Source organism: Rhizobium sp. CG4, from assembly GCF_023701965.1.
GTDB lineage: Bacteria > Pseudomonadota > Alphaproteobacteria > Rhizobiales > Rhizobiaceae > Agrobacterium.
Window position 1 is genome coordinate 232285 of sequence record NZ_JABAEG010000005.1, and the last position, 20042, is coordinate 252326.

Genomic DNA, 20042 nt, shown 5'->3' on the forward strand with positions numbered 1-20042 from the left:
GTTTTACGCCTCCCTGTTGGCCATACGCGCGGCAAGGCGACGTTGGGCAGCAATACGTCGGCGCAGGATTTCATTGCGCATGGCGGCGATATGCAACGTGAAAAACAGCATGCTGAAACCTAATGCCATGATCAGCAGTGGCCAGAGGAATTCAGGGTCGATGGCCGGACCATCCATACGGATAACGCTGGCGGGTTGATGCAGCGTGTTCCACCATTCCACCGAAAACTTGATGATCGGAATGTTGACGAACCCGACCAGAATGAGCACCGCGCTGACGCGAGCGGCGCGCGAGGGATCATCCATGGCCTTGTTGAAAGCAATCAGGCCAAGATACATCAGAAACAGGATGAAGACCGAGGTCAGTCGTGCGTCCCACACCCACCATGTTCCCCACATGGGTTTGCCCCACAACGAGCCGGTAATCAGCGCTATCAGGGTAAAGGCGGCACCGAGCGGTGCAGCTGCCTTGTGGCTGACATCGGCCAGTGGATGACGCCAGACCAGCGTGCCGATCGCGGAAGCTGCCATGACAGTATAACACATCATTGCCAGCCAGGCGGCAGGCACATGCACATACATGATGCGCACAGTATTGCCCTGCTGATAATCGCCATCCGTTGTGAAGGATAGATAGAGACCAACCGCGATGAGCAGAGCAGTGATAACGCTCATCCATGGCAGCAGGCGCGAGGCCAACGCCAGAAACCGGGTTGGGTTGGCGAGGTCGCTGAATTTGGTAATGGCAAGGCTCGTGTCGTTCATGCCGTCTTTCTACCTTGTGTCATGGCCACCTGCAATTGATCCCTGTCAATCGCTGCTGTTGCGCAGCGCCAAAGCCGCAAAGAAAGGCCCGATAACCGATGAAAATAGCGTGATCGCCATCAGGATCAGGAACGGCGGCAGAAATGGAGCGGGATCCTGAACGGCTGCATAGGAGGCACTGACTCCGAAAATCAGCACGGGGATGGCAAGCGGCAGCACGAGGATGGACACCAGCAGCCCACCACGCGGTAATGCAACGGCGACTGCTGCGCCGACCGCACCAATAAAGGTCAAGGCCGGTGAGCCGACCAGCAGTGTTAGCATGACGGCACCAATAGCCACCTCGCTCATGTTCATGAAAAGGCCAAGCAGCGGCGAGGCGATGACGAGCGGCAGGCCGGTTGCGGTCCAGTGCGCCAGACATTTCACAAACACCGTCAGAACTAGCGGGTTTTCGTTCATCAGGATAAGATCGAGTGCACCGTCATCTCGTTCGGCTTGAAACAACCGGTCGAGACCCAGCAGTGCAGCGAGCAGCGCACCAATCCAGACGATGGCGGGCCCGATGCGCGACAGAAGATTGAGATCAGGTCCCACGCCAAAAGGAATTACGGCAACCACAGTCATGAAAAACAGCACGCCGATCAGGGCACCGCCACCTGCGCGAATGGACAGTTTCAGGTCACGGAAAAACAGCGCGATCATGGCTGAGCACTTTTCTTAAGCGAGGTGAAGGAAAAATCTGACGTCACCAAACGGTCTCCACGCCTGCAAAACCCGTCATCTGCAATTCCTTCGCGTTCTTTAGCCCCAATGGCTGATGTGTAGCGGCAATAACGATGCCACCCTTTTGCAGATGCGCCTCAACCAGGCCGGTGAACATTTTATCGGCATTGGCATCAAGAGCGGCTGTCGGTTCATCCAGTATCCAGATTGGGCGCCATGCGACAAGCAGTTTGGCCATGGCGAATCGTCGCTGCTGGCCGGCGGACAGATAACCGAACGGCAGATGTGTGATACCTGAAAGACCGACGGCGTCTGCAGCGTCTTCCACGCTGATGGAGCAGTCACCAGTAAAGTCGCCGAGAAACTCTTTCCAGAATTGCAGATTTTCCGAAACAGTGAGTTCGGTTTTCATGGCGTTGCGGTGGCCGAGATAATGGCTGGCTTCGGCGGCGCGTGTGCCCGGCTCAACTCCTTCGCCGGCTATCTTTACGGTGCCGGTTTCCGGGTGGAGAAGGCCCGCAAGAACACGTAGCAAGGTGGATTTTCCCGACCCGTTGCGGCCGGTCAGAAGCAATGCTTCGCCATCAGTTAACATGAGGGAAACATTCATGAATATGAAATCTTCGCCTCTTTTGACCGATAGATGCTCCGCCGTCAGCAACATTGCTTCGCCTCATGTAAGATTTTGATCATTTCGAAAAAAAATTCGATTTGAATCGTCTTCTGATCTGGAACCTGTCTTAGAAATTATCTATATGAGTTTCAACCACGCCAGCGGTCGGCGTGATCATCATCTTCCGCCGGACCTGAGAATTGCAATTGCAAATTTCACGTGCGGACAGCGGAAATGGCCGTACCCGCATCCTGATGTGCATGAATAAGTGCATAGGTGTCTGCACGCGTGTGTTGGCTATCAGAGAGCGGGGTTTATCCGTGACAAAATCTCTTGACAGTTTCCAATGTCGTTCCGTTCTTACCGTTGATGGTAAGGACTATGTTTATTACAGCCTGCCGAAAGCTGAAGCCAATGGCTTGAAGGGCGTTTCCAAGCTGCCTTATTCCATGAAGGTTCTTCTGGAGAATCTGCTTCGGTTCGAAGATGGTCGCTCGGTGACCAAGGCCGATATCGAAGCCGTTGCTGCATGGCTCGACAACAAGGGCCTCAAGGAAGCAGAAATTGCCTACCGCCCGGCCCGTGTGTTGATGCAGGACTTTACCGGTGTTCCAGCCGTGGTTGACCTTGCTGCAATGCGCGATGGTCTGAAGGCGCTGGGTGGTGATCCTGAAAAGATCAACCCGTTGGTTCCTGTCGACCTGGTTATCGATCACTCTGTTATTGTTGATGAATTCGGTACGCCGCAGGCTTTCGCCCGCAACGTGGATCTGGAATACCAGCGTAACGGTGAGCGTTACCGCTTCCTCAAATGGGGCCAGCAGGCGTTCAAGAACTTCCGTGTCGTTCCTCCGGGCACCGGCATCTGTCACCAGGTGAACCTCGAATATCTCGGTCAGACAGTCTGGACGAAGGAAGAAGACGGCGAGACCATTGCCTATCCTGATACCTGCGTTGGTACCGACAGCCACACCACCATGATTAATGGTCTTGGTGTTCTGGGTTGGGGCGTCGGCGGCATTGAAGCTGAAGCTGCAATGCTCGGTCAGCCAGTATCCATGCTGTTGCCTGAAGTTATCGGCTTCAAGCTGACCGGCAAGGTCAAGGAAGGCGTGACAGCCACCGACCTCGTGCTGACCGTTGTGCAGATGCTGCGCAAAAAGGGTGTTGTTTCCAAGTTCGTTGAGTTCTTCGGCCCCGGCCTTGACTCAATGACACTGGCAGACCGTGCGACGATTGGTAACATGGGTCCGGAGTATGGCGCGACCTGTGGTTTCTTCCCTGTCGATAGTGAAACCGTCAATTACCTCAACATGTCCGGCCGTACGAAGGATCGTATTGCGCTGGTTGAAGCCTATTCCAAGGTGCAGGGCATGTGGCGCGACAATGATGGTTCGCAGCTTGTCTTCACCGACACGCTGGAACTGGATCTAGGTGACGTTGTGCCATCGATGGCTGGCCCAAAGCGTCCGGAAGGTCGTCTGCCGCTGGAAACCATTGCGCCGAACTTTGCGACGGCTCTGGAAAACGACTACAAGAAACCCGGCCAGATTGACGCACGTTATGCGGTCGAAGGCACGGATTTCGATCTGGGTCATGGTGATGTGGCGATTGCCGCCATCACATCCTGCACCAACACATCCAACCCCTCGGTTCTGATCGCCGCCGGCCTTCTGGCTCGCAACGCCGTTGCCAAGGGCCTGAAGTCCAAGCCATGGGTCAAGACATCCCTGGCACCGGGATCGCAGGTGGTGGGTGAATATCTCGCCAAGTCCGGCTTGCAGAAGGAGTTGGATGCGCTCGGCTTCAACCTGGTTGGTTTTGGTTGCACGACCTGCATCGGTAACTCCGGCCCGTTGCCAGCGCCGATTTCCAAGACCATCAACGACAAGGGTCTGATTACCGCTGGCGTTCTCTCGGGCAACCGTAACTTCGAAGGCCGTATTTCTCCTGACGTGCAGGCCAACTACCTGGCTTCGCCGCCACTGGTTGTCGCTTACGCGCTGGCCGGTACGGTTCAGAAGGACCTGACCAAGGAGCCACTTGGCGAAGATCAGGACGGTAAGCCGGTTTACCTCAAAGATATCTGGCCAACCTCGGCAGAGGTGCAGCAGTTCATCCATAAATATGTGACCAGAGAACTGTACGAAACCAAATATGCTGACGTGTTCAAGGGTGACGAAAACTGGCAGGCCGTTCAGGTTCCTGAAGGTCAGACCTATGCCTGGGACGACAAGTCCACCTATGTTCAGAACCCGCCATATTTCGTCGGCATGGGGAAAAAGGGCACGGGCGTCAAAAACATCAAGGGCGCTCGCGTTCTCGGCCTGTTCGGCGACAAGATCACCACCGACCATATTTCTCCGGCCGGTTCGATCAAGGCTGCTTCGCCAGCCGGTGCTTACCTGACTGACAATGGCGTCGGTGTTGCCGACTTCAACCAGTACGGCACGCGTCGTGGCAACCATGAAGTGATGATGCGCGGCACGTTTGCCAACATCCGTATTCGCAACCACATGCTCGGACCGAACGGCAAGGAAGGTGGTTACACCATTCACTATCCGTCCAAGGAAGAGATGTCGATTTACGATGCGGCCATGATGTACAAGGATGAAGGCGTTCCGCTGGTTATCTTTGCAGGCGTCGAATACGGCAACGGTTCGTCCCGTGACTGGGCCGCTAAGGGTACAAACCTTCTTGGTGTGAAGGCTGTGATCGCGCAGTCGTTCGAGCGTATTCACCGCTCCAATCTGGTTGGCATGGGCGTTGTTCCATTTACCTTCCAGGAAGGTACCACATGGGCAAGCCTTGGGCTCAAGGGTGATGAAATCGTCGAGATTGATGGTCTCGAAGGCGAGATCAAGCCACGTGAAACGAAGATCGCCAAGATCACTTACGGCGACGGCACGGTGAAGGAAATTCCTCTGCTTTGCCGCATCGATACGCTGGATGAAGTCACTTACATGGACAATGGAGGCATTCTCCAGACCGTTCTTCGCGATCTGGCTGCCTGATAATACTCAGGGCAACAAGAAACGCCGGGAGAAATCCCGGCGTTTTGTGCGTTGGGGACAATTGTCAAATGTAGTCTGCTCACTTACAAATTTTAACGAGCATGAAATGTGATCGACCCTCACCCCTTCGTGACTTCCCTTTGAACGTGTTTCGCGCTTATTTTCCAGCAACGCCCGATAGGTTTTATAGCAGATGAACATCCGGACGTTTGTGCGGATGAAAGGCCCAAGATCGCAATGCTTCTGAAATATGGTTTCCCCCTTCTTCTTATCAGTGTCGCAACCGCCAGTCCTGTTCTTGCACAAACATCGCCGGACCAGCCGAAGGGTGTGGTAGAACTGTTTACCTCGCAGGGTTGCGCTTCCTGTCCGCCAGCTGATGCGGCGTTGCAGAAGATGATCGAGAAGGGTGACGTCATAGGCCTGTCATTCCACGTCGATTACTGGAACTATCTCGGCTGGAATGATTCCCTTAGCTCCAAGGAAAATACCGAACGTCAGTATGGTTATGCCCGCGCGCTTGGCCGTAACGGCGTTTATACGCCACAAGCCGTTCTGAACGGTCGCGACCATGCAAAGGGTGCCGATAGCAAGGCGATTTACAGCAAGCTTGAGGAATTTGCCTCAAGCGGCAAGGGACTGGTTGTCCCTGTTCAGTCCAGCCTGGTCAACGACGAGATCGAGATCAATATTGGTGCCGGTCAAGGCAAAGCGGATATCGTCGTAGCCTATTTCAACCAGCAGCAAATGGTTGATGTGACGCGCGGAGAAAACAAGGGCCGCAAGATTTCCTACTGGCACAGTGTTTATGACGTGCAGACAGTGGGGATGTGGAACGGCGAGGCAATGAAGGTCAATCTGCCTGCCAGCGTTCTTGGAAAAGCCAAGAAGGGCGGCTGTGCCGTGCTGCTGCAAACTGCCAATGAAACGGGTGATCCCTCAGCGATTATCGGTGCCAGCATTTTGATGAATGAGGCGAAATAGTCTTATCCGGTCCGGGCATTGGGGGCTGGGGGTAAAGGGTCAATGCACCGAACCGGGTCATTTGGTGCCTAGACATCAATTGACAGGCTTCACACTGACACCCAATTTAGGCAGTGATTTGACCGAAATGCGGCGATTCTAATTTCACTGTTTCACGTGGTAACAGGCGCTTTTGTGTCGTTTTACTTGCAATTTTCTCTGGCTGGGGCAACACTGTCACCAACCTGTTATGATTTGCAGCGAGGCGCGCATGACCGATCAGCCGGATTTGTCGCAGGGCGGTAATTCGACGCGAGACGGTTCGACCGTCGTTGATCTTCGTGAATATCAAAGAAACAAGGATCCCTTGCCGGTGACCTTCCATCGTCGGGAACTCGACGCCATTTTGTGGATTTATGGCCGCATGGTGGGCGAGGGCGAATGGCGTGATTATGCCATCGACCACTTGAAAGACCGGGCGGTGTTTTCGGTTTTCAAACGATCAGGTGAGATGCCGCTTTACCGGATTGAAAAGAACCCAAAGCTTGCGGCGAAACAGGGCGCTTACAGCGTCATCAATGTGAATGGCACGATTTTGAAGCGTGGCCATGAGTTGCGGCAGGTGCTGAAGGTTTTCGACAAGACCCTTAAACTGGTCGAATAACTGATTGCCAATCCCTATTGTACGTTAGTGGCGGGCTTTCTCCGTCGCCTTCGCTATACGGTTTCCTGATCTACCGTTTTGCCGGAATGTCGTTGCGAGAGCGCTGCTACGCTGAGCGTCGGCACTCGCGGTTCCCGCATGCTGTAAATCTGAGGCAACAAAAAAGGCGGCTCGAAAGCCGCCTTCTTCATGTGGGTTTCCACCCCTCTTAGTCGTTGCGGTTACCGAGGAACTGCAACAGGAAGGTGAAGAGGTTGATGAAGTCGAGATAGAGTGTCAGCGCACCCATGATGGCCTTGCGACCAGCAACGGCAACGTCGTCACCATCGAAATACATTTCCTTGATCTTCTGGGTGTCATAGGCGGTCAAACCAGCAAAGATCAGAACACCGATGGCCGAGATGGCAAAGCCCATAGCCGAAGACTGCAGGAAGATGTTGACGATCGATGCGATGATCAGACCGAACAGACCCATGATAAGGAACGAGCCCATACCGGACAGGTTCTTTTTCGTGGTGTAACCGTACAGCGACAGCGCGCCGAACGAAGCGGCGGTGACGAAGAACGTCTGAACAATGCTCTGGCCAGTGTAGACCACGAAGATCGACGACAGGGACAGACCCATCATTGCAGCATAAACCCAGAAGGTGGTCTGCGCAGCAGCAACGCTCATTTTATGAACGCGGAAGCTGAGGAAGAACACCATGCCGAGTGGAGCAAGCATCACAACCCAACGCAGCGGCGAACCGTAAAGGGCCGCGCCAAGAGCCGTCAACATTGTTCCGTTGCCAAGCTGTGCAACAGCAGCTGATGGATCTGTTGTAGTTGCCATCGAGAATGTGAAGTAAGCAGCGATACCGGTGATCGCGAGGCCCACAGCCATAAGGTTATAAACCTTGACCATGTAGCTACGCAGACCTTCATCGATCATCGCATCCGTCTGGCCGCGGGTCTGCGCCATTCGGTTTTGGTAATTGTTGAAATCAGCCATTTGTTCCTCTTTCAAGCTCCGGAATTATTCACGGTGTCGGGATAAATCCCAGGCGCCGCTGCGGAGCTTCAGCAAGCCTGTTCAAAATATGATGGGAGAATGTGTTTGATACAAGACCTTTTGTATCCAAAAACACCAAATACGGGAAAATCGCGATCAATTTATCGAAGATTACCAAGAATTAATCGTTAAAGTTATGTTCCCAGAACGGGTGAGCGCAACCGATGCGGTAATGGCCTTTGCTGTAGCGCATTAAGCGCTTGCTGCTCCATCACGCGCATGGGTCATTTTGCCACTTATTCTCCAATTTGCCGCAGGACCGGCGCTGCCTTTTGACCAAGGATGCGCCAAGTGCCGAGCAGCCCGATACCCACTGTCATGACCAGCGCCACAACAACGGTTCCCACCGCCACATCGGTGAGAAATGCCGATGGCAGTTTCATGATGCGGGCAATCACGAACCATGCGGACACACCGCCAGCTGCCAGCGCAAAGACTGCTGTTGCCAGGCCGAGGATCATATACTCATAGGAAAACGCTTTGATGAGCGTGATGCGTGTTGCGCCAAGGGTTTTCAGAATGACTGCGTCATGAGTGCGAGCACGGTTTCCGGCCGCCAGCGCGCCTGCCAGTACCAAAACAGATGCGATCAGGGCTACGGCTGCAGCCGCACGGATGGCGGTGGCCAGTTGGCCGACCAGCCTGTCGACCACTTCCAGTGCATCCTTTACCCGGACGCTTGTAATGGTCGGATAGGCATTTGTGACCGCACGCAGGATTTGTCCTTCATCGGCAGGGGTCGCTTCCGGATCGGCTAGAGTGGCCAGCCAGGCATGGGGTGCACCCCGGAAGGTATTGGGAGAAAAGACCATCACGAAGTTGATCGACAGCGATTCCCACTCGACATTGCGCAGGTTGGCAATCTTCGCGGTGATGCTGCGGCCGAGCACGTTGACGGTGACGCTGTCGCCAATTTTCAGGCCGAGTTCGCCGGCCTCTTCTGCGGCAAAGGAAACCAGCGGTTCGCCAGTATAATCGGCCGCCCACCAGCTGCCCTCTGTGAGCTTGGTATTTTCGGGCATGTCGCCAGCGTATGTTATGCCACGATCTCCACGCAGCACCCAGCGACCGGATGCTGGAACGTCAATCTTGGTCACGTCCTGGCCGTTCAGCGCAAGAATGCGACCGCGCAACATCGGGACTTCGGTAATGGTGCCGTTAGGCGCATTTTGTTTGACGACATTACGGAAACCTTCCAGGTCGCTGCCCTGAATATCCACGAAGAAGAAATTCGGTGCACGTTCTGGCAGGGTGGACGTCAGTTCGCGACGTAGATTGCCATCAATCAGCGACAGGGTAACCAGCAAAGTCAGACCAAGGCCAAGTGACAGAACCACCGAAGGTGTCAATGCGCCTGGGCGATGGATGTTGCCGATCGCAAGTCGCATCGCAGTCGAGTTGACGTGCGGGCTTTTGCGGGCAATCAGCCGTACCAGGCTGGCAACCACGCGCAACACAACAAATGCAAAAGCGACAGCGGCGAGAAAGACCGATGCGATGAAACGGTCTTCGGCGGTCAGTACGGCAAGCCCTGCCAACAAAGCCAGCAACAGGCCGGTCGCCAGCAGGTAGGGCCAGGACGGCCAGCGGCCTTCATCGAAACCCTGTTCACGGAACAGTGCAGTGGCGGGAACCTCTTTCGCCTGACCAAGCGGCAGGATGGTAAATGCAAGTGTTGTGATCAGACCAAAAACCGTCGCGATCAGAAGGGCCGATGGATAAAGGGTGATTTCTTTCGGCACCGGCAAAACACCTGCCAGGAACTGCATGGCAATCAGCGGTACGATGGCGCCGACCACAAGTCCGATCATGATGCCAATCAGCGCGATGAACAATATCTGGAACAGATAGGTCATTGTCACGATGATGGCGGGTGCACCCAGGCATTTGAACGCGGCTATGGTAGTGCGTTTGGCATCGAGAAATGCCCGCACGGCATTTGCCACACCAACGCCGCCAACGATAAGAGCGGTCAGACCGACAAGTGTCAGGAACTGCGAGAAACGATTGACATTTTCAGTCAGGGACGGTGCGGCGCGGTCACTGGTGCGGATCGACCAGCCAGCATCGGGATAGGCCTTGTTGGTGTCAGCGGTGATCGATGCGCGTTTGAGCGGATCCGTGAGCCTGATTTTGTAGGCATGTTCAACGAGGCTACCTGTCTGGATCAGCCCGGACGCTACCAGTGCATCACGACTGACCAAAAGACGTGGCGCAAAACCGAAGCCATCCGAAAGCGCATCGGGTTCGTTGACGATTGTGCCAGTGAGCTTCAACCGGGCGGAACCGAGCAATATCTCATCGCCGGGTTTCACGCCCAGTCGTTCAAACAAAAGCGGTGCGGCCAACGCTCCGTAGCTGTCCTGATCCTTGGCGAGCAGCTCATCCAGCGGACGGTTCGGTTCAGCTTCAAAGGCACCATAGAGCGGGTAGGCGCCATCGACGGCCTTTACTTCCGCCAGTGTCTGCTCGGAGCCTGAAGGCGCGCGTGCCATGGACCGAAGACCGGTCGACATGGCAATGTCACCCAGCCCTTCAAGATAACTGCGTTCTTCAGGGGTTGCTTCGCGATTGCGCAGTTCGAAACGCACATCGCCTGCGAGAATAGCTTGTCCTTCAGACGCGATAGAGCTGGTGACGGCCTGCGACACCGAATTGACGGCGGCAATGGTGGCTGTTCCGAGCGCTATACAGGCGAGAAAAATATAAAAACCGCGAAAGCCGCCGCGAATTTCGCGTCTGGCCAAACGAAATGCGGTACGGATCTGAAAGGAAGACGGCATCATGCGGATGCTGCCTCCTTGATCTCGCTCGTGGTGCCTGAATCTTCGACAATCTCGCCGGACCGTACCCTGATCTGGCGTGAGCAGCGGGCTGCCAGAGCGGGATCATGGGTCACAAGGATCATCGTCATGCGACGCTCAGCCTGTTTGGAAAACAGCAGGTCGGCAATTTGGCGCCCGGTTTCGGTGTCCAGATTACCAGTCGGCTCATCGGCGATCAGCACTGCTGGAGACGGTGCAAGTGCGCGAGCAATTGCCACACGCTGCTGTTCACCGCCGGATAGCTGGCCGGGATAATGGGAAAGACGCTCACCCAGACCAACTGCCTGCAATTCCTTTCGAGCAATATCAAACGCGTTTTTCACATTGGCGAGCTCTAGCGGCACAGCCACATTTTCAAGCGCCGTCATGTTGGCGATCAGGTGAAATGACTGGAAGACGATACCGATATTCTTGCCGCGAAAATCGGCGAGCGCGTCCTCGTTCAGATTGTGCAGCGCCTTGTCAGCAATGTGGATTTCGCCGCTATCCAGCCTTTCGAGACCTGCCAGCACCATCAGCAATGTCGATTTGCCGGAGCCGGATGGACCAACGATGCCGACCGCCTCACCTTCACCAATCTTAAGGTCAATTTTTTTCAGGACGTGAACGGAAGCAGCGGCGTTTCCAAGTGTCAGGTCGGCCTTGTTCAGCTCGATAATGGTTTTCGTCACAGAATAGGTTCCTATATAACAGGAGATAAGGCGATTTTTCGCGATGTTCTGAAACAACTTAGGAGAGGTATGATGGGATTTAAAGCCGCCGCGTTTCACTTCATCGTCATTTGTGCGGTCTCGATTTTCGCCTCTGGCGCGAATGCGCAGGACCGGACCTTGCAATTGGTCGGGCTGGGTGACAGCCTGATGGCCGGTTATCAACTGCCACCGACCGATAGCTTTACTGCCAAACTGGAAGAAGCTTTGAAGGCGAAAGGTGTCAACGTCACCGTAACCAATGCCGGTGTTTCCGGCGATACCAGCGCTGGCGGTCTGGCGCGTGCCGAATGGTCCGTTCCAGATGGAACTGACGGCGTGATTGTCGAACTTGGTGCCAATGACGCATTGCGGGGTATCTCGCCGGACGAGACTGAAAAAAACCTCGACGCCATCATCTCAGGTTTCAAGAAACGCAACATTCCGGTTCTGCTGGCCGGTATCATGGCGCCCCCCAACATGGGTGACGACTATGCCGCGCGGTTCAACCCGATCTACAAGCGTCTGGCCGATAAATACGACCTGGTCCTGTATCCGTTTTTCCTGGAAGGCGTGGTGCTGGATGCATCCCTGAAACTGGAAGACGGCATGCACCCCAATACGGCGGGTGTGGACGTGATGGTCAAAAATGCCCTGCCTGTGGTGGAAGAGTTCATCAAGACAATTGGTGGGCAATAAAAATAAGCGCTTGCGTGCGAAGGCATTGCATGATTCGCTGCTGATATCTGCAAGAGATTCGGGGAGCTCGCCATGCCGAGACTATTTACCGCTCTCGAAATTCCACGCAACGCGGCGTTAAGCCTTTCTTTGTTGCGTGGTGGTCTGCCGGGTGCCCGGTGGATTGATGTGGAGAATTATCACATAACCCTGCGCTTTATCGGCGATATAGACGGACGTACTGCCGATGAGGTGGTTGATCGTCTCGACCGGATAAATCGGCCGGAATTTCAGCTCAATCTGAGCGGTATAGGCTCCTTTGGTTCAAAGAAGCCACATTCACTATGGGCCGGTGTTTCACCCTCGCCCGAGATGAGTGCGCTTCAGGGGGAAATTGAACGCATCTGCCAGCGGATTGGTCTTCCGCCTGATCCACGCAAGTTCATGCCACATGTGACGTTGGCACGGTTGCGCAATTCCCGGCTGGACGATGTGGTGCATTATCTGTCGGGGCGGGGCGATTTCAGAACGGCTGACTTCACGGTGGGGCGCTTCGTGCTAATGTCGTCAAAGGAATCGGTCGGCGGCGGTCCTTACATCGTTGAGGAAGCCTTCCCGCTCTACGAAACATCACCGTCTGCGTCGATCTTCTCCAGCAGGGACCTGCAGCCGGCAAAGAGCATGTTGTAGACGCTCAGAAAACCGTCTTCGCCGCCATAATAGGGGTCCGGCACGTTATCATTGGTGCCAACAACATATTGGCTGAACAGATGCACCCTGTGCCGCAAGCTTTGCGGACAGGATTGCAGAACGCGGCTGAGATTATCGTCATCCATACACAGGATGAGATCGAAGTGCTCAAAGTCATCCCTTTTTATCTGCCGGGCACGCTGGCCGGAAATATCAATGCCGTGCTGGGCCGCAATCGCTACAGAACGTGGATCGGGCGCGTTTCCGGCGTGCCAGCCACCGGTGCCGGCGGAATCCACATGGAACCGCTCTTGCTGTTGCGCTGTTTCAGTTATGTGTGTGAAAATGCCTTCAGCCAGTGGCGAACGGCATATATTGCCCATGCAGACGAACAGTATCGAGACTGGTTTCATGCTGTGATCCATAAACTGAGCAACTTCAATTTGGGAGGTCTACGCAATGAACTACGACAGGCTGGAGACGGCTGCAATTGAGCAGGAACTAAAAAAACTGGGCGGTGGCTGGGTGATGCGTCCAGATGGTCTGGCAATAACAAGAACATTCAAGTTCGCGAACTTCTCGGAAGCATTTGGCTTTATGGCGCAGATCGCCCTGTCGGCTGAAAAGCTCAACCATCACCCCGAATTGCGCAATGTCTATTCCCGGGTGGAGGTGGTGTTGACGACCCATGATTCACAGGGTGTCAGCGAAAGGGATTTCCAGCTTGCTGCCTGCATCAATAAGGCAGCAGCGGGACGAGGCAATTGAACAGCGCTGAAAAACCACCATATTGGCTGGTAGACGGAGGTTGCTGAGACAATGGACGATATCAAGATCGGTGAAATCTTGTTGCCGGGCGATCCTGATACCCAGGAGAAACGCGAGAAAGAGGTTCGATCGAAGTTCTGGCCGAAGATGCGTCGTGCCATGAAACGCGTGCCTTTTGCCCGTGATGCCGCGGCCGCTTATTACTGTGCGATGGACCCGACGACGCCGATGCGTGCCAAGGGTATTCTCCTTGCAGCGCTCGGATATTTCATCATGCCGATCGACGTGATACCGGACATGTTTGCGGTGATTGGATTTACCGACGATATTGCTGTTTTGACAGCGGCGCTGGCGATGATCCGCGCCAATATCAAAATGGAACATTATGATGCTGCCGATGCCATGTTAGAGCGTCAGGAAGCAGAATGAGAACTTAACTTGCTCGCTGCCTTGCTGCGCGGGAAAGAACAAATTCTCGCCTTAAACTTTGTGTCAATGCTGTAGGTAGAGACAGCATCCGACACCAAATTTCCCCTTATGGCTCACGCATGTCTCCCAAAAGTGGGAACCGGTTTTGGGACAGAGACATGCCTTAATACGGCGCGTAAAAACGTGTTGCATCACTGTGAAGAAGCAAGGTGCCTCAACGTCGCGGAATTGTAACAGGGCGATACATTTTCGTTATTTTATCGTTCTTGTTGACGGTTTGGTAACCCATGTTAAGCCAAACTAAAAATGAGAATAACTTCATGCGCCCGGCAGAGCCGTTCCGGGCATTTGGTGACAGTAAACCCGGCAGGAAATCAATGTTTGTAAGAAGTGTAGCAACCGCAGTGGCAATCCTGATGACAGGCGCGAGCCTGGCCTATGCACAGTCGCCCACGCGCATCCAGCAGTTCAACGCATGGGGTGCTTATTCGTACAAATCCGGTAACAGTACCGTGTGTTATGTGTTGTCCATTCCGACAACAAAAGAGCCAGCAAATGTAGACCACGGTGATATCTTCTTCATCGTATCGCAGCGTCCGGGCCAGAACATCTCCTATGAGCCGCAGGCCATGGTTGGTTATGCGTTGCGCGAAGGTTCCAAGGTCAATGTAACGATCGACAACAAGAACTTCGTCATGTTCACAAAGGACAAGGCTGCTTGGGTTGAAAATGCAGCCGAAGAGCCAGCACTGGTTGCCGCGATGAAGGGTGGCAAAAGCATGACCGTAAAGGCGACATCTGGCCGCGGAACTGCAACGTCCTACTCCTACTCACTATCGGGCATTTCTGCTGCCCTTAAGCAGATCGAAACCTGCAAGTAAGCTTTTTGCAGTGTATGTTTTTGAATGGCCGGTCATTGACCGGCCATTTGCGTTGAGGCTGGAATAATGCTAAAGGCGCGGCAACAAACCGCAAGCGGGCGCATTTTTGCTGCCTGCCGCTGATTTTCATGACATGCAGACGATGTTCCGGCCTTTTGAAGCGGCCGCTTTCGATGCTGTATTCGATGATGGGATATTGCGATGTCCGTAATGGAAACCGCTGGCCTGGCTATTAAGAAGCCGATTGTTGCCAATAACGATCTGATGTCTGGCAAGCCCAGCCTGATCGGGCTTACCCGTGAAGACATGGCCGAAGCGCTGGTCGATGCCGGCGTGCCGCAAAAGCAGGTCAAGATGCGCGTCAGCCAGTTGTGGAACTGGCTTTATGTGCGCGGTGTCTCTGATTTTGACAACATGACCAATGTTGCCAAGGATCTGCGTGAGACGCTGAAGGCCAAATTCACCATCGCCCGCCCAGAAATCGTTGAAGAGCAGATTTCCAATGATGGCACGCGCAAGTGGCTGATGCGTTTTCCGCCACGCGGTGCAGGCCGTCCGGTCGAGATCGAAACCGTTTATATTCCCGAAGAGGGACGTGGCACGCTGTGCATTTCCAGCCAGGTTGGCTGCTCGCTGACTTGTTCGTTCTGTCACACCGGGACGCAGCGTCTCGTTCGTAACCTGACGGCGGAAGAAATTCTCTCGCAATTGTTATTGGCGCGTGACCGGCTTGGTGACTTCCCAGATGGCTCGACGCCGGTTGGCGCCTATGTGCCAAGCGAAGGTCGCAAGGTGTCCAACATCGTAATGATGGGCATGGGCGAGCCGCTGTATAATTTCGAACATGTGAAGACCGCACTGCTGATCGCGACCGATGGAGACGGCCTGTCGCTTTCCAAGCGTCGTGTTACGTTGTCGACTTCAGGCGTTGTGCCGGAGATTTTCCGCACTGGTGATGAAATTGGCGTGATGTTGGCGATCTCGCTTCATGCGGTACGCGACGAACTGCGCGACATGCTGGTGCCGATCAACAAGAAGTATCCGCTGAAAGAATTGATCGAGGCCTGTCGCAAATATCCCGGCCTTTCCAATGCGCGCCGCATCACTTTCGAATATGTGATGCTGAAGGACGTCAACGACAGTTTGGAAGATGCCAAGATGTTGGTGCAACTTCTCAAGGGCGTTCCAGCCAAGATCAACCTCATTCCGTTCAACCCGTGGCCGGGCACCAACTACCAGTGTTCGGATTGGGCGCAGATCGAGAAATTTGCCGATTTCATCAATCAGGCAGGTTATGCATCGCCAATCCGTACACCACGCGGTCGTGATATTCTCGCAGCCTGTGGCCAGTTGAAATCGGAGTCTGAGCGCATGCGCAAGACCGAGCGTCTGGCGTTTGAAGCCATGATGATTGCCAACCACGGTGCAGATGATTGATCGTCTAGTACGCTGTCTCTTATTTCTTTAGGCGGCGTGCCTGACCCTCAGTGTGGCCGTCGTGAAGTCAATATAGCCATAGGAATAAGCCTTTTCTGGCCGTTCTCTGATTGATTTCAAATCACCGCTTTCCTAAGAAGATATCCGAAACAAAAAACTCGGAGGATCATCCATGCGTTCACTCATTCTGGCACTTGCGGCAGCAACCGCACTTGTCCTGCCTGCCAAGGCTGAAACCGTTACCGTCGCCGTTACTGCAATTGTTGAGCATCCTGCTCTTGATGCAGCCCGTGATGGCGTCAAGGAAGCTCTGGCCGAGGCTGGTTACAAGGAGGGCGAAAACCTCAAATTTGTCTATGAGTCCGCGCAGGGTAACCCGGCAACTGCCGCACAGATCGCCCGCCAGTTCGTAGGCGACGCGCCAAACGTCATCGTTCCGATCTCCACACCATCCGCACAGGCTGTTGTTGCCGCCACCCGCGATATTCCAGTTGTTTTCACTGCCGTTTCCGATCCGGTTGGCGCGCAGCTAATCAAGGAAATGGAAAAGCCAGGTCGTAACGTCACAGGCCTTTCCGATGCGCTTCCGGTCAACGAACATCTGGCGCTGATCAAAGAAATCTCTCCTGAGGCCAAGACTGTCGGCTACATCTACAACTCCGCAGAAGCCAACTCGGTTTCCACGCTGGAGCTGCTTAAGGCTGAAGCTGAAAAGGCTGGTTTAAAGGTCGTTGAATCCGTCGCAACCAAGTCTGCTGAAGTGCAGGGCGCTGCCCGCGCGCTGGTTGGCAAGGCTGACGTGATCTACGTTCCTACCGACAACACAATTGTATCGGCCTTCGAAGCTGCTGCTGGTGTTGCCGCTGAAGCAAAAATTCCACTGTTTGCTGCTGATACAGATTCCGTTGCCCGCGGTGCAGTTGCGGCACTCGGCTTTAACTATTTCGACGTTGGCAAACAAACCGGTGCTGTTGTTGTGCGTATCCTCAAAGGTGAAAAGCCCGGTGATATCGCTGCAACTGTTGCTGTTGGTACCGATCTCGTTATCAACAAGACCGTTGCGGAAAAGGTTGGTGTGACGTTCCCGGAAAGCGTTGTGAAGCGCGCCACCAAGGTTATCGAATAAGCAGGGCAGGGCTGCCTTCGGGCAGCCTCGTTATGTCTTGAGAAAACTGCCGCACGATCTTCGTCATGCCCGGGCCTGTCCCGGGCATCGTCAAAGGTAGATGTGATCCAATCCTCCAGGCAGGATTGCGACGACGGGGTCAGCGAGCAGCTTTCATGGCAGTTTAGGAACTGCAGTAAATGCGCCCAGTGTGAGCATTGGGCGATAAACCAAGGATTTTTCTTGTGAGTCAAATCGCCTTCTGGGGTGCTGTAGAAATGGGGCTGGTTTTCGCCTTTGTTGCTATTGGCGTTTACCTCGCATTCCGTGTGTTGGATTTCCCGGATCTGACCGTAGACGGTTCTTTTCCGCTTGGTGCAGCCGTTGCTGCGGTTCTGATCATCGCGGGTCTGAACCCTTGGCTCGCTTCCGCCTGTGCGATGGCGGCCGGTGCCGTTGCCGGTGTTGTGACCGCGACGCTGAATGTCCGCTTCAAGATCCTCAATCTACTCGCGTCAATTCTGACGATGATAGCACTGTTTTCTGTCAACCTGCGTGTCATGGGCAAACCGAATGTGGCGCTGCTCAATCAGGAAACGATGATCGAACCATTTTATGGTCTTGGTCTGTCTGAATATCTGGTGCGTCCGTTGTTCGTTGGAGCCTTGGTGCTAATCGCTGTGATCGTGGTTTGGCGTTTCCTTGAGAGCGATGCGGGCCTTGCCATGCGCGCGACCGGTGCCAACGCCCGTATGGCGCGTGCGCAGGGTGTGAAGACCGGCAACCAGATTTATCTCGGTATGGCAATTTCCAACGCACTTGTGGCGCTTGGTGGGGCATTGTTTGCACAAACGAACGGTTTTGCCGATGTGACCTCCGGTGTCGGTACCATCGTTGTTGGTCTTGCTGCCGTTATCATCGGTGAAACGCTGTTTGGGGCTCGCGGTATTCTGATTGCTCTGATCGGCTGCGTGTTCGGTTCGATTGCCTATCGCCTTGCCATCCAGCTGGCGCTGTCCAGTGACAGTCTGGGATTGAAGGCATCCGACCTTAACTTCGTTACGGCTGTTCTGGTGGCGATTGCTCTCATCCTTCCAAGACTGCGTCGCGGAGGAGCATCATCATGATCGCGCTCGATGGTATTCAGGTTATCTTCGGTCGAGGCACGCCGCTGCAAAAGCAGGCGCTGTCGAAGGTCGATCTTAAAATTGAAGATGGGTCTTTTGTTACCGTTATCGGCTCCAACGGCGCCGGCAAGTCGACGCTGCTCGGCGTTCTGGCGGGTGATGTTCTGCCGACTGCTGGCAAGGTCACCATTGGCGGCAGTGATGTAACACGCAAACCAACGGCTAACCGTGCTGGCAAGGTCGCCCGCGTATTTCAGGATCCACTGGCTGGCAGCTGCGGTGCGCTCAGCATCGAAGAAAACCTGGCGCTTGCGGCATCACGCGGCAAGTTCCGCGGTCTTCTCCCTGCCTTGGGTGGTGGTCGTCGTGACTTCTTCCGCGAACGCATCGCCTCGCTTAATCTCGGCCTTGAGAACCGCCTGAAAGACCGCATGGATCTGTTGTCGGGCGGTCAGCGTCAGGCTGTATCGCTGGTCATGGCAACGCTTGCCGATTCCGATGTGTTGCTGCTCGACGAACACACGGCGGCACTTGATCCCGGCATGGCGGAATTCGTCATGGAATTGACCCGTAAGGTGGTTGAGGAGCGCAAGTTGACCACATTGATGGTGACGCACTCCATGCGACAGGCGCTGGATTATGGTGACCGCACGATCATGCTGCATGGTGGTGAGATCGTTCTCGATGTGTCCGGTGAAAGCCGTAAGGGCCTGCAGGTCGAAGACCTTATCGAGATGTTCCGCAAGATACGCGGTCAGGCGCTTGATGATGACGAGTTGCTGATCGGCTGATCTTTTCTGCCGTTAGACCATTGTTGCCCAGCACCGGGCAAAAAGAGAGGCGCCGATATAAGGCGCCTCGAAATCTCAGTCGAGATTTTTTTATTCATCCGAAACCCAAGTGAAAGCGCTCCGGTTCTTGCGCCGATACCAATTACATTTTCGGCAGCAAGACCTTGTCGATGACGTGAATGACGCCATTCGATTGTTTGACGTCGGCAATGGTGACGTGGGCTTCATTGCCGGCTTCATCGGTTAGTGTGATCTTGCCCATGCTTTCTTTGGCTTTCAGGATGCAGCCGCCAACGGTTTTGACGTCATGGGTGCCGCCATCGTCCTTGATCATCTTTTCAATCGCGGTCGACATGGCATCTGCAGCAACGACATGGCAGGTGAGGATCTTGGTAAGCTGAGCCTTGTTTTCAGGCTTCAGCAGGGTATCCACGGTGCCTTTTGGCAAGGCGGCGAAAGCTTCATTGGTTGGGGCAAAAACTGTGAATGGCCCCTTTCCCTGCAGCGTTTCGACCAGGCCAGCAGCTTTGACAGCGGCAACCAGCGTGGTGTGGTCTTTGGAGTTCATGGCGTTTTCGACGATGTTTTTGTTCTCATACATCGCGGCGCCGCCAACCATCGGGTTTTTGGCCTGGGCTGCGAATGCAACCGATGAAACTGCTGCGGCAAGCGCAACCATGCGTAGGGTGGATTTTATCATGGCGTATTCTCCTCTGGTTCCGCCAATCGCCACCAGCGTTGTTGCAAGCGGCATATCCGGGACATGAAGAGATACGGGTGATGTTCACACGAAGTTTCAGGACGGTGACATTTTTTTTAAATGAAG

The 20042-nt window shown here is 54.5% G+C and carries 20 protein-coding genes; 12 read left to right on the forward strand and 8 right to left on the reverse strand.

Annotated elements, in window-relative coordinates:
* Positions 1–3 precede the first annotated feature (3 nt).
* Genes HGO37_RS16425 through ccmA form a run of 3 tightly spaced genes read right to left on the reverse strand, consistent with a single transcriptional unit; the run spans position 4 to position 2155 of the window.
* Complete coding sequence (locus HGO37_RS16425; protein ID WP_250984251.1) at positions 4–765, reverse strand: heme ABC transporter permease; 762 nt, start codon at positions 763–765, stop codon at positions 4–6.
* 45 nt (positions 766–810) lie between these two features.
* On the reverse strand, positions 811–1470 hold the full coding sequence (ccmB, locus tag HGO37_RS16430) for a heme exporter protein CcmB (RefSeq protein WP_250984252.1): 660 nt from the start codon (positions 1468–1470) through the stop codon (positions 811–813).
* 43 nt (positions 1471–1513) lie between these two features.
* Positions 1514–2155, reverse strand: coding sequence for a heme ABC exporter ATP-binding protein CcmA (ccmA, locus tag HGO37_RS16435; protein ID WP_250984253.1), 642 nt, complete (start codon positions 2153–2155; stop codon positions 1514–1516).
* Positions 2156–2424: 269 nt separating this feature from the next.
* Between ccmA and acnA the strand changes: the two genes are divergently transcribed.
* The 3 genes from acnA to HGO37_RS16450 all read left to right on the forward strand — a co-directional run bounded on the left by acnA (position 2425) and on the right by HGO37_RS16450 (position 6745).
* Positions 2425–5118, forward strand: coding sequence for an aconitate hydratase AcnA (acnA, locus tag HGO37_RS16440; RefSeq protein ID WP_250984254.1), 2694 nt, complete (start codon positions 2425–2427; stop codon positions 5116–5118).
* A 237-nt stretch (positions 5119–5355) separates the two neighbouring features.
* Positions 5356–6102 (forward strand): DUF1223 domain-containing protein, encoded by a 747-nt coding sequence (locus HGO37_RS16445; protein WP_250984255.1) that lies wholly within the window; start codon positions 5356–5358, stop codon positions 6100–6102.
* A 250-nt stretch (positions 6103–6352) separates the two neighbouring features.
* A complete protein-coding gene (locus tag HGO37_RS16450) occupies positions 6353–6745 on the forward strand; it encodes a DUF2794 domain-containing protein (protein WP_192490451.1) in 393 nt (130 codons plus the stop codon).
* 208 nt (positions 6746–6953) lie between these two features.
* Here HGO37_RS16450 and HGO37_RS16455 read toward each other — a convergent pair whose 3' ends face one another.
* The 3 genes from HGO37_RS16455 to HGO37_RS16465 form a co-directional block, all read right to left on the reverse strand.
* Positions 6954–7736 carry a Bax inhibitor-1/YccA family protein gene (locus HGO37_RS16455; protein ID WP_250984256.1) on the reverse strand — a complete coding sequence of 261 codons (783 nt, stop codon included), beginning with the start codon at positions 7734–7736 and terminating at the stop codon, positions 6954–6956.
* A 296-nt stretch (positions 7737–8032) separates the two neighbouring features.
* Positions 8033–10582 carry an ABC transporter permease gene (locus HGO37_RS16460; RefSeq protein ID WP_250984257.1) on the reverse strand — a complete coding sequence of 850 codons (2550 nt, stop codon included), beginning with the start codon at positions 10580–10582 and terminating at the stop codon, positions 8033–8035.
* Entirely contained in the window at positions 10579–11292 is a 714-nt protein-coding gene (locus HGO37_RS16465; RefSeq protein ID WP_250984258.1) for an ABC transporter ATP-binding protein, read from the reverse strand. The genes HGO37_RS16460 and HGO37_RS16465 overlap by 4 nt, the downstream gene beginning before the upstream one ends.
* Positions 11293–11364: 72 nt before the next feature.
* Here HGO37_RS16465 and HGO37_RS16470 point away from each other — a divergent pair, with 72 nt between their 5' ends.
* Both HGO37_RS16470 and thpR read left to right on the forward strand, forming a co-directional pair.
* Positions 11365–12009 (forward strand): arylesterase, encoded by a 645-nt coding sequence (locus HGO37_RS16470; RefSeq protein WP_250984357.1) that lies wholly within the window; start codon positions 11365–11367, stop codon positions 12007–12009.
* A 72-nt stretch (positions 12010–12081) separates the two neighbouring features.
* Positions 12082–12678, forward strand: a complete 597-nt coding sequence (gene thpR / locus HGO37_RS16475) for an RNA 2',3'-cyclic phosphodiesterase (RefSeq protein ID WP_250984259.1) — start codon at positions 12082–12084, stop codon at positions 12676–12678.
* Here thpR and HGO37_RS16480 read toward each other — a convergent pair.
* Positions 12609–13091 (reverse strand): low molecular weight protein-tyrosine-phosphatase, encoded by a 483-nt coding sequence (locus tag HGO37_RS16480; RefSeq protein ID WP_250984260.1) that lies wholly within the window; start codon positions 13089–13091, stop codon positions 12609–12611. The two genes, thpR and HGO37_RS16480, sit on opposite strands and share 70 nt — an antisense overlap.
* 46 nt (positions 13092–13137) lie before the next feature.
* On the opposite strand from HGO37_RS16480, the gene HGO37_RS16485 reads away from it, so the two are divergent.
* The 7 genes from HGO37_RS16485 (at position 13138) to HGO37_RS16515 (ending at position 19216) form a co-directional block, all read left to right on the forward strand.
* Positions 13138–13446, forward strand: a complete 309-nt coding sequence (locus tag HGO37_RS16485) for a 4a-hydroxytetrahydrobiopterin dehydratase (RefSeq protein ID WP_250984261.1) — start codon at positions 13138–13140, stop codon at positions 13444–13446.
* A gap of 51 nt (positions 13447–13497) precedes the next feature.
* Positions 13498–13875: a YkvA family protein gene (locus HGO37_RS16490; protein WP_250984262.1), complete on the forward strand. Its 378-nt coding sequence runs from the start codon at positions 13498–13500 to the stop codon at positions 13873–13875.
* Positions 13876–14252: 377 nt separating this feature from the next.
* Positions 14253–14756 (forward strand): invasion associated locus B family protein, encoded by a 504-nt coding sequence (locus HGO37_RS16495; RefSeq protein ID WP_192490442.1) that lies wholly within the window; start codon positions 14253–14255, stop codon positions 14754–14756.
* A gap of 210 nt (positions 14757–14966) precedes the next feature.
* The gene (rlmN, locus tag HGO37_RS16500; protein WP_464040482.1) at positions 14967–16193 is read left to right on the forward strand and encodes a dual-specificity RNA methyltransferase RlmN; all 1227 of its coding nucleotides are present in this window, start codon (positions 14967–14969) and stop codon (positions 16191–16193) included.
* A gap of 172 nt (positions 16194–16365) precedes the next feature.
* Positions 16366–17319, forward strand: coding sequence for an ABC transporter substrate-binding protein (locus HGO37_RS16505; RefSeq protein ID WP_250984263.1), 954 nt, complete (start codon positions 16366–16368; stop codon positions 17317–17319).
* A gap of 224 nt (positions 17320–17543) precedes the next feature.
* Entirely contained in the window at positions 17544–18425 is an 882-nt protein-coding gene (locus HGO37_RS16510) for an ABC transporter permease (protein WP_192490439.1), read from the forward strand.
* Positions 18422–19216, forward strand: a complete 795-nt coding sequence (locus HGO37_RS16515; RefSeq protein WP_250984264.1) for an ABC transporter ATP-binding protein — start codon at positions 18422–18424, stop codon at positions 19214–19216. Before HGO37_RS16510 ends, HGO37_RS16515 begins: the two co-directional genes overlap by 4 nt.
* Positions 19217–19358: 142 nt before the next feature.
* Here HGO37_RS16515 and HGO37_RS16520 read toward each other — a convergent pair whose 3' ends face one another.
* Positions 19359–19916 carry a fasciclin domain-containing protein gene (locus HGO37_RS16520; RefSeq protein WP_250984265.1) on the reverse strand — a complete coding sequence of 186 codons (558 nt, stop codon included), beginning with the start codon at positions 19914–19916 and terminating at the stop codon, positions 19359–19361.
* Positions 19917–20042: the final 126 nt, after the last annotated feature.

Bases quoted from the DNA above. Each gene is read 5' to 3' on its own strand.
- thpR (WP_250984259.1), top strand. From the start codon at position 12,082: ATGCCGAGACTATTTACCGCTCTCGAAATTCCACGCAACGCGGCGTTA.
- ccmB (WP_250984252.1), bottom strand. From the start codon at position 1,470: ATGATCGCGCTGTTTTTCCGTGACCTGAAACTGTCCATTCGCGCAGGT.
- HGO37_RS16505 (WP_250984263.1), top strand. From the start codon at position 16,366: ATGCGTTCACTCATTCTGGCACTTGCGGCAGCAACCGCACTTGTCCTG.
- HGO37_RS16450 (WP_192490451.1), top strand. From the start codon at position 6,353: ATGACCGATCAGCCGGATTTGTCGCAGGGCGGTAATTCGACGCGAGAC.
- rlmN (WP_464040482.1), top strand. From the start codon at position 14,967: ATGGAAACCGCTGGCCTGGCTATTAAGAAGCCGATTGTTGCCAATAAC.
- HGO37_RS16495 (WP_192490442.1), top strand. From the start codon at position 14,253: ATGTTTGTAAGAAGTGTAGCAACCGCAGTGGCAATCCTGATGACAGGC.
- ccmA (WP_250984253.1), bottom strand. From the start codon at position 2,155: ATGTTGCTGACGGCGGAGCATCTATCGGTCAAAAGAGGCGAAGATTTC.
- HGO37_RS16485 (WP_250984261.1), top strand. From the start codon at position 13,138: ATGAACTACGACAGGCTGGAGACGGCTGCAATTGAGCAGGAACTAAAA.
- HGO37_RS16515 (WP_250984264.1), top strand. From the start codon at position 18,422: ATGATCGCGCTCGATGGTATTCAGGTTATCTTCGGTCGAGGCACGCCG.
- HGO37_RS16480 (WP_250984260.1), bottom strand. From the start codon at position 13,091: ATGAAACCAGTCTCGATACTGTTCGTCTGCATGGGCAATATATGCCGT.
- HGO37_RS16520 (WP_250984265.1), bottom strand. From the start codon at position 19,916: ATGATAAAATCCACCCTACGCATGGTTGCGCTTGCCGCAGCAGTTTCA.
- HGO37_RS16455 (WP_250984256.1), bottom strand. From the start codon at position 7,736: ATGGCTGATTTCAACAATTACCAAAACCGAATGGCGCAGACCCGCGGC.
- HGO37_RS16445 (WP_250984255.1), top strand. From the start codon at position 5,356: ATGCTTCTGAAATATGGTTTCCCCCTTCTTCTTATCAGTGTCGCAACC.
- HGO37_RS16470 (WP_250984357.1), top strand. From the start codon at position 11,365: ATGGGATTTAAAGCCGCCGCGTTTCACTTCATCGTCATTTGTGCGGTC.
- HGO37_RS16490 (WP_250984262.1), top strand. From the start codon at position 13,498: ATGGACGATATCAAGATCGGTGAAATCTTGTTGCCGGGCGATCCTGAT.
- HGO37_RS16425 (WP_250984251.1), bottom strand. From the start codon at position 765: ATGAACGACACGAGCCTTGCCATTACCAAATTCAGCGACCTCGCCAAC.
- HGO37_RS16460 (WP_250984257.1), bottom strand. From the start codon at position 10,582: ATGATGCCGTCTTCCTTTCAGATCCGTACCGCATTTCGTTTGGCCAGA.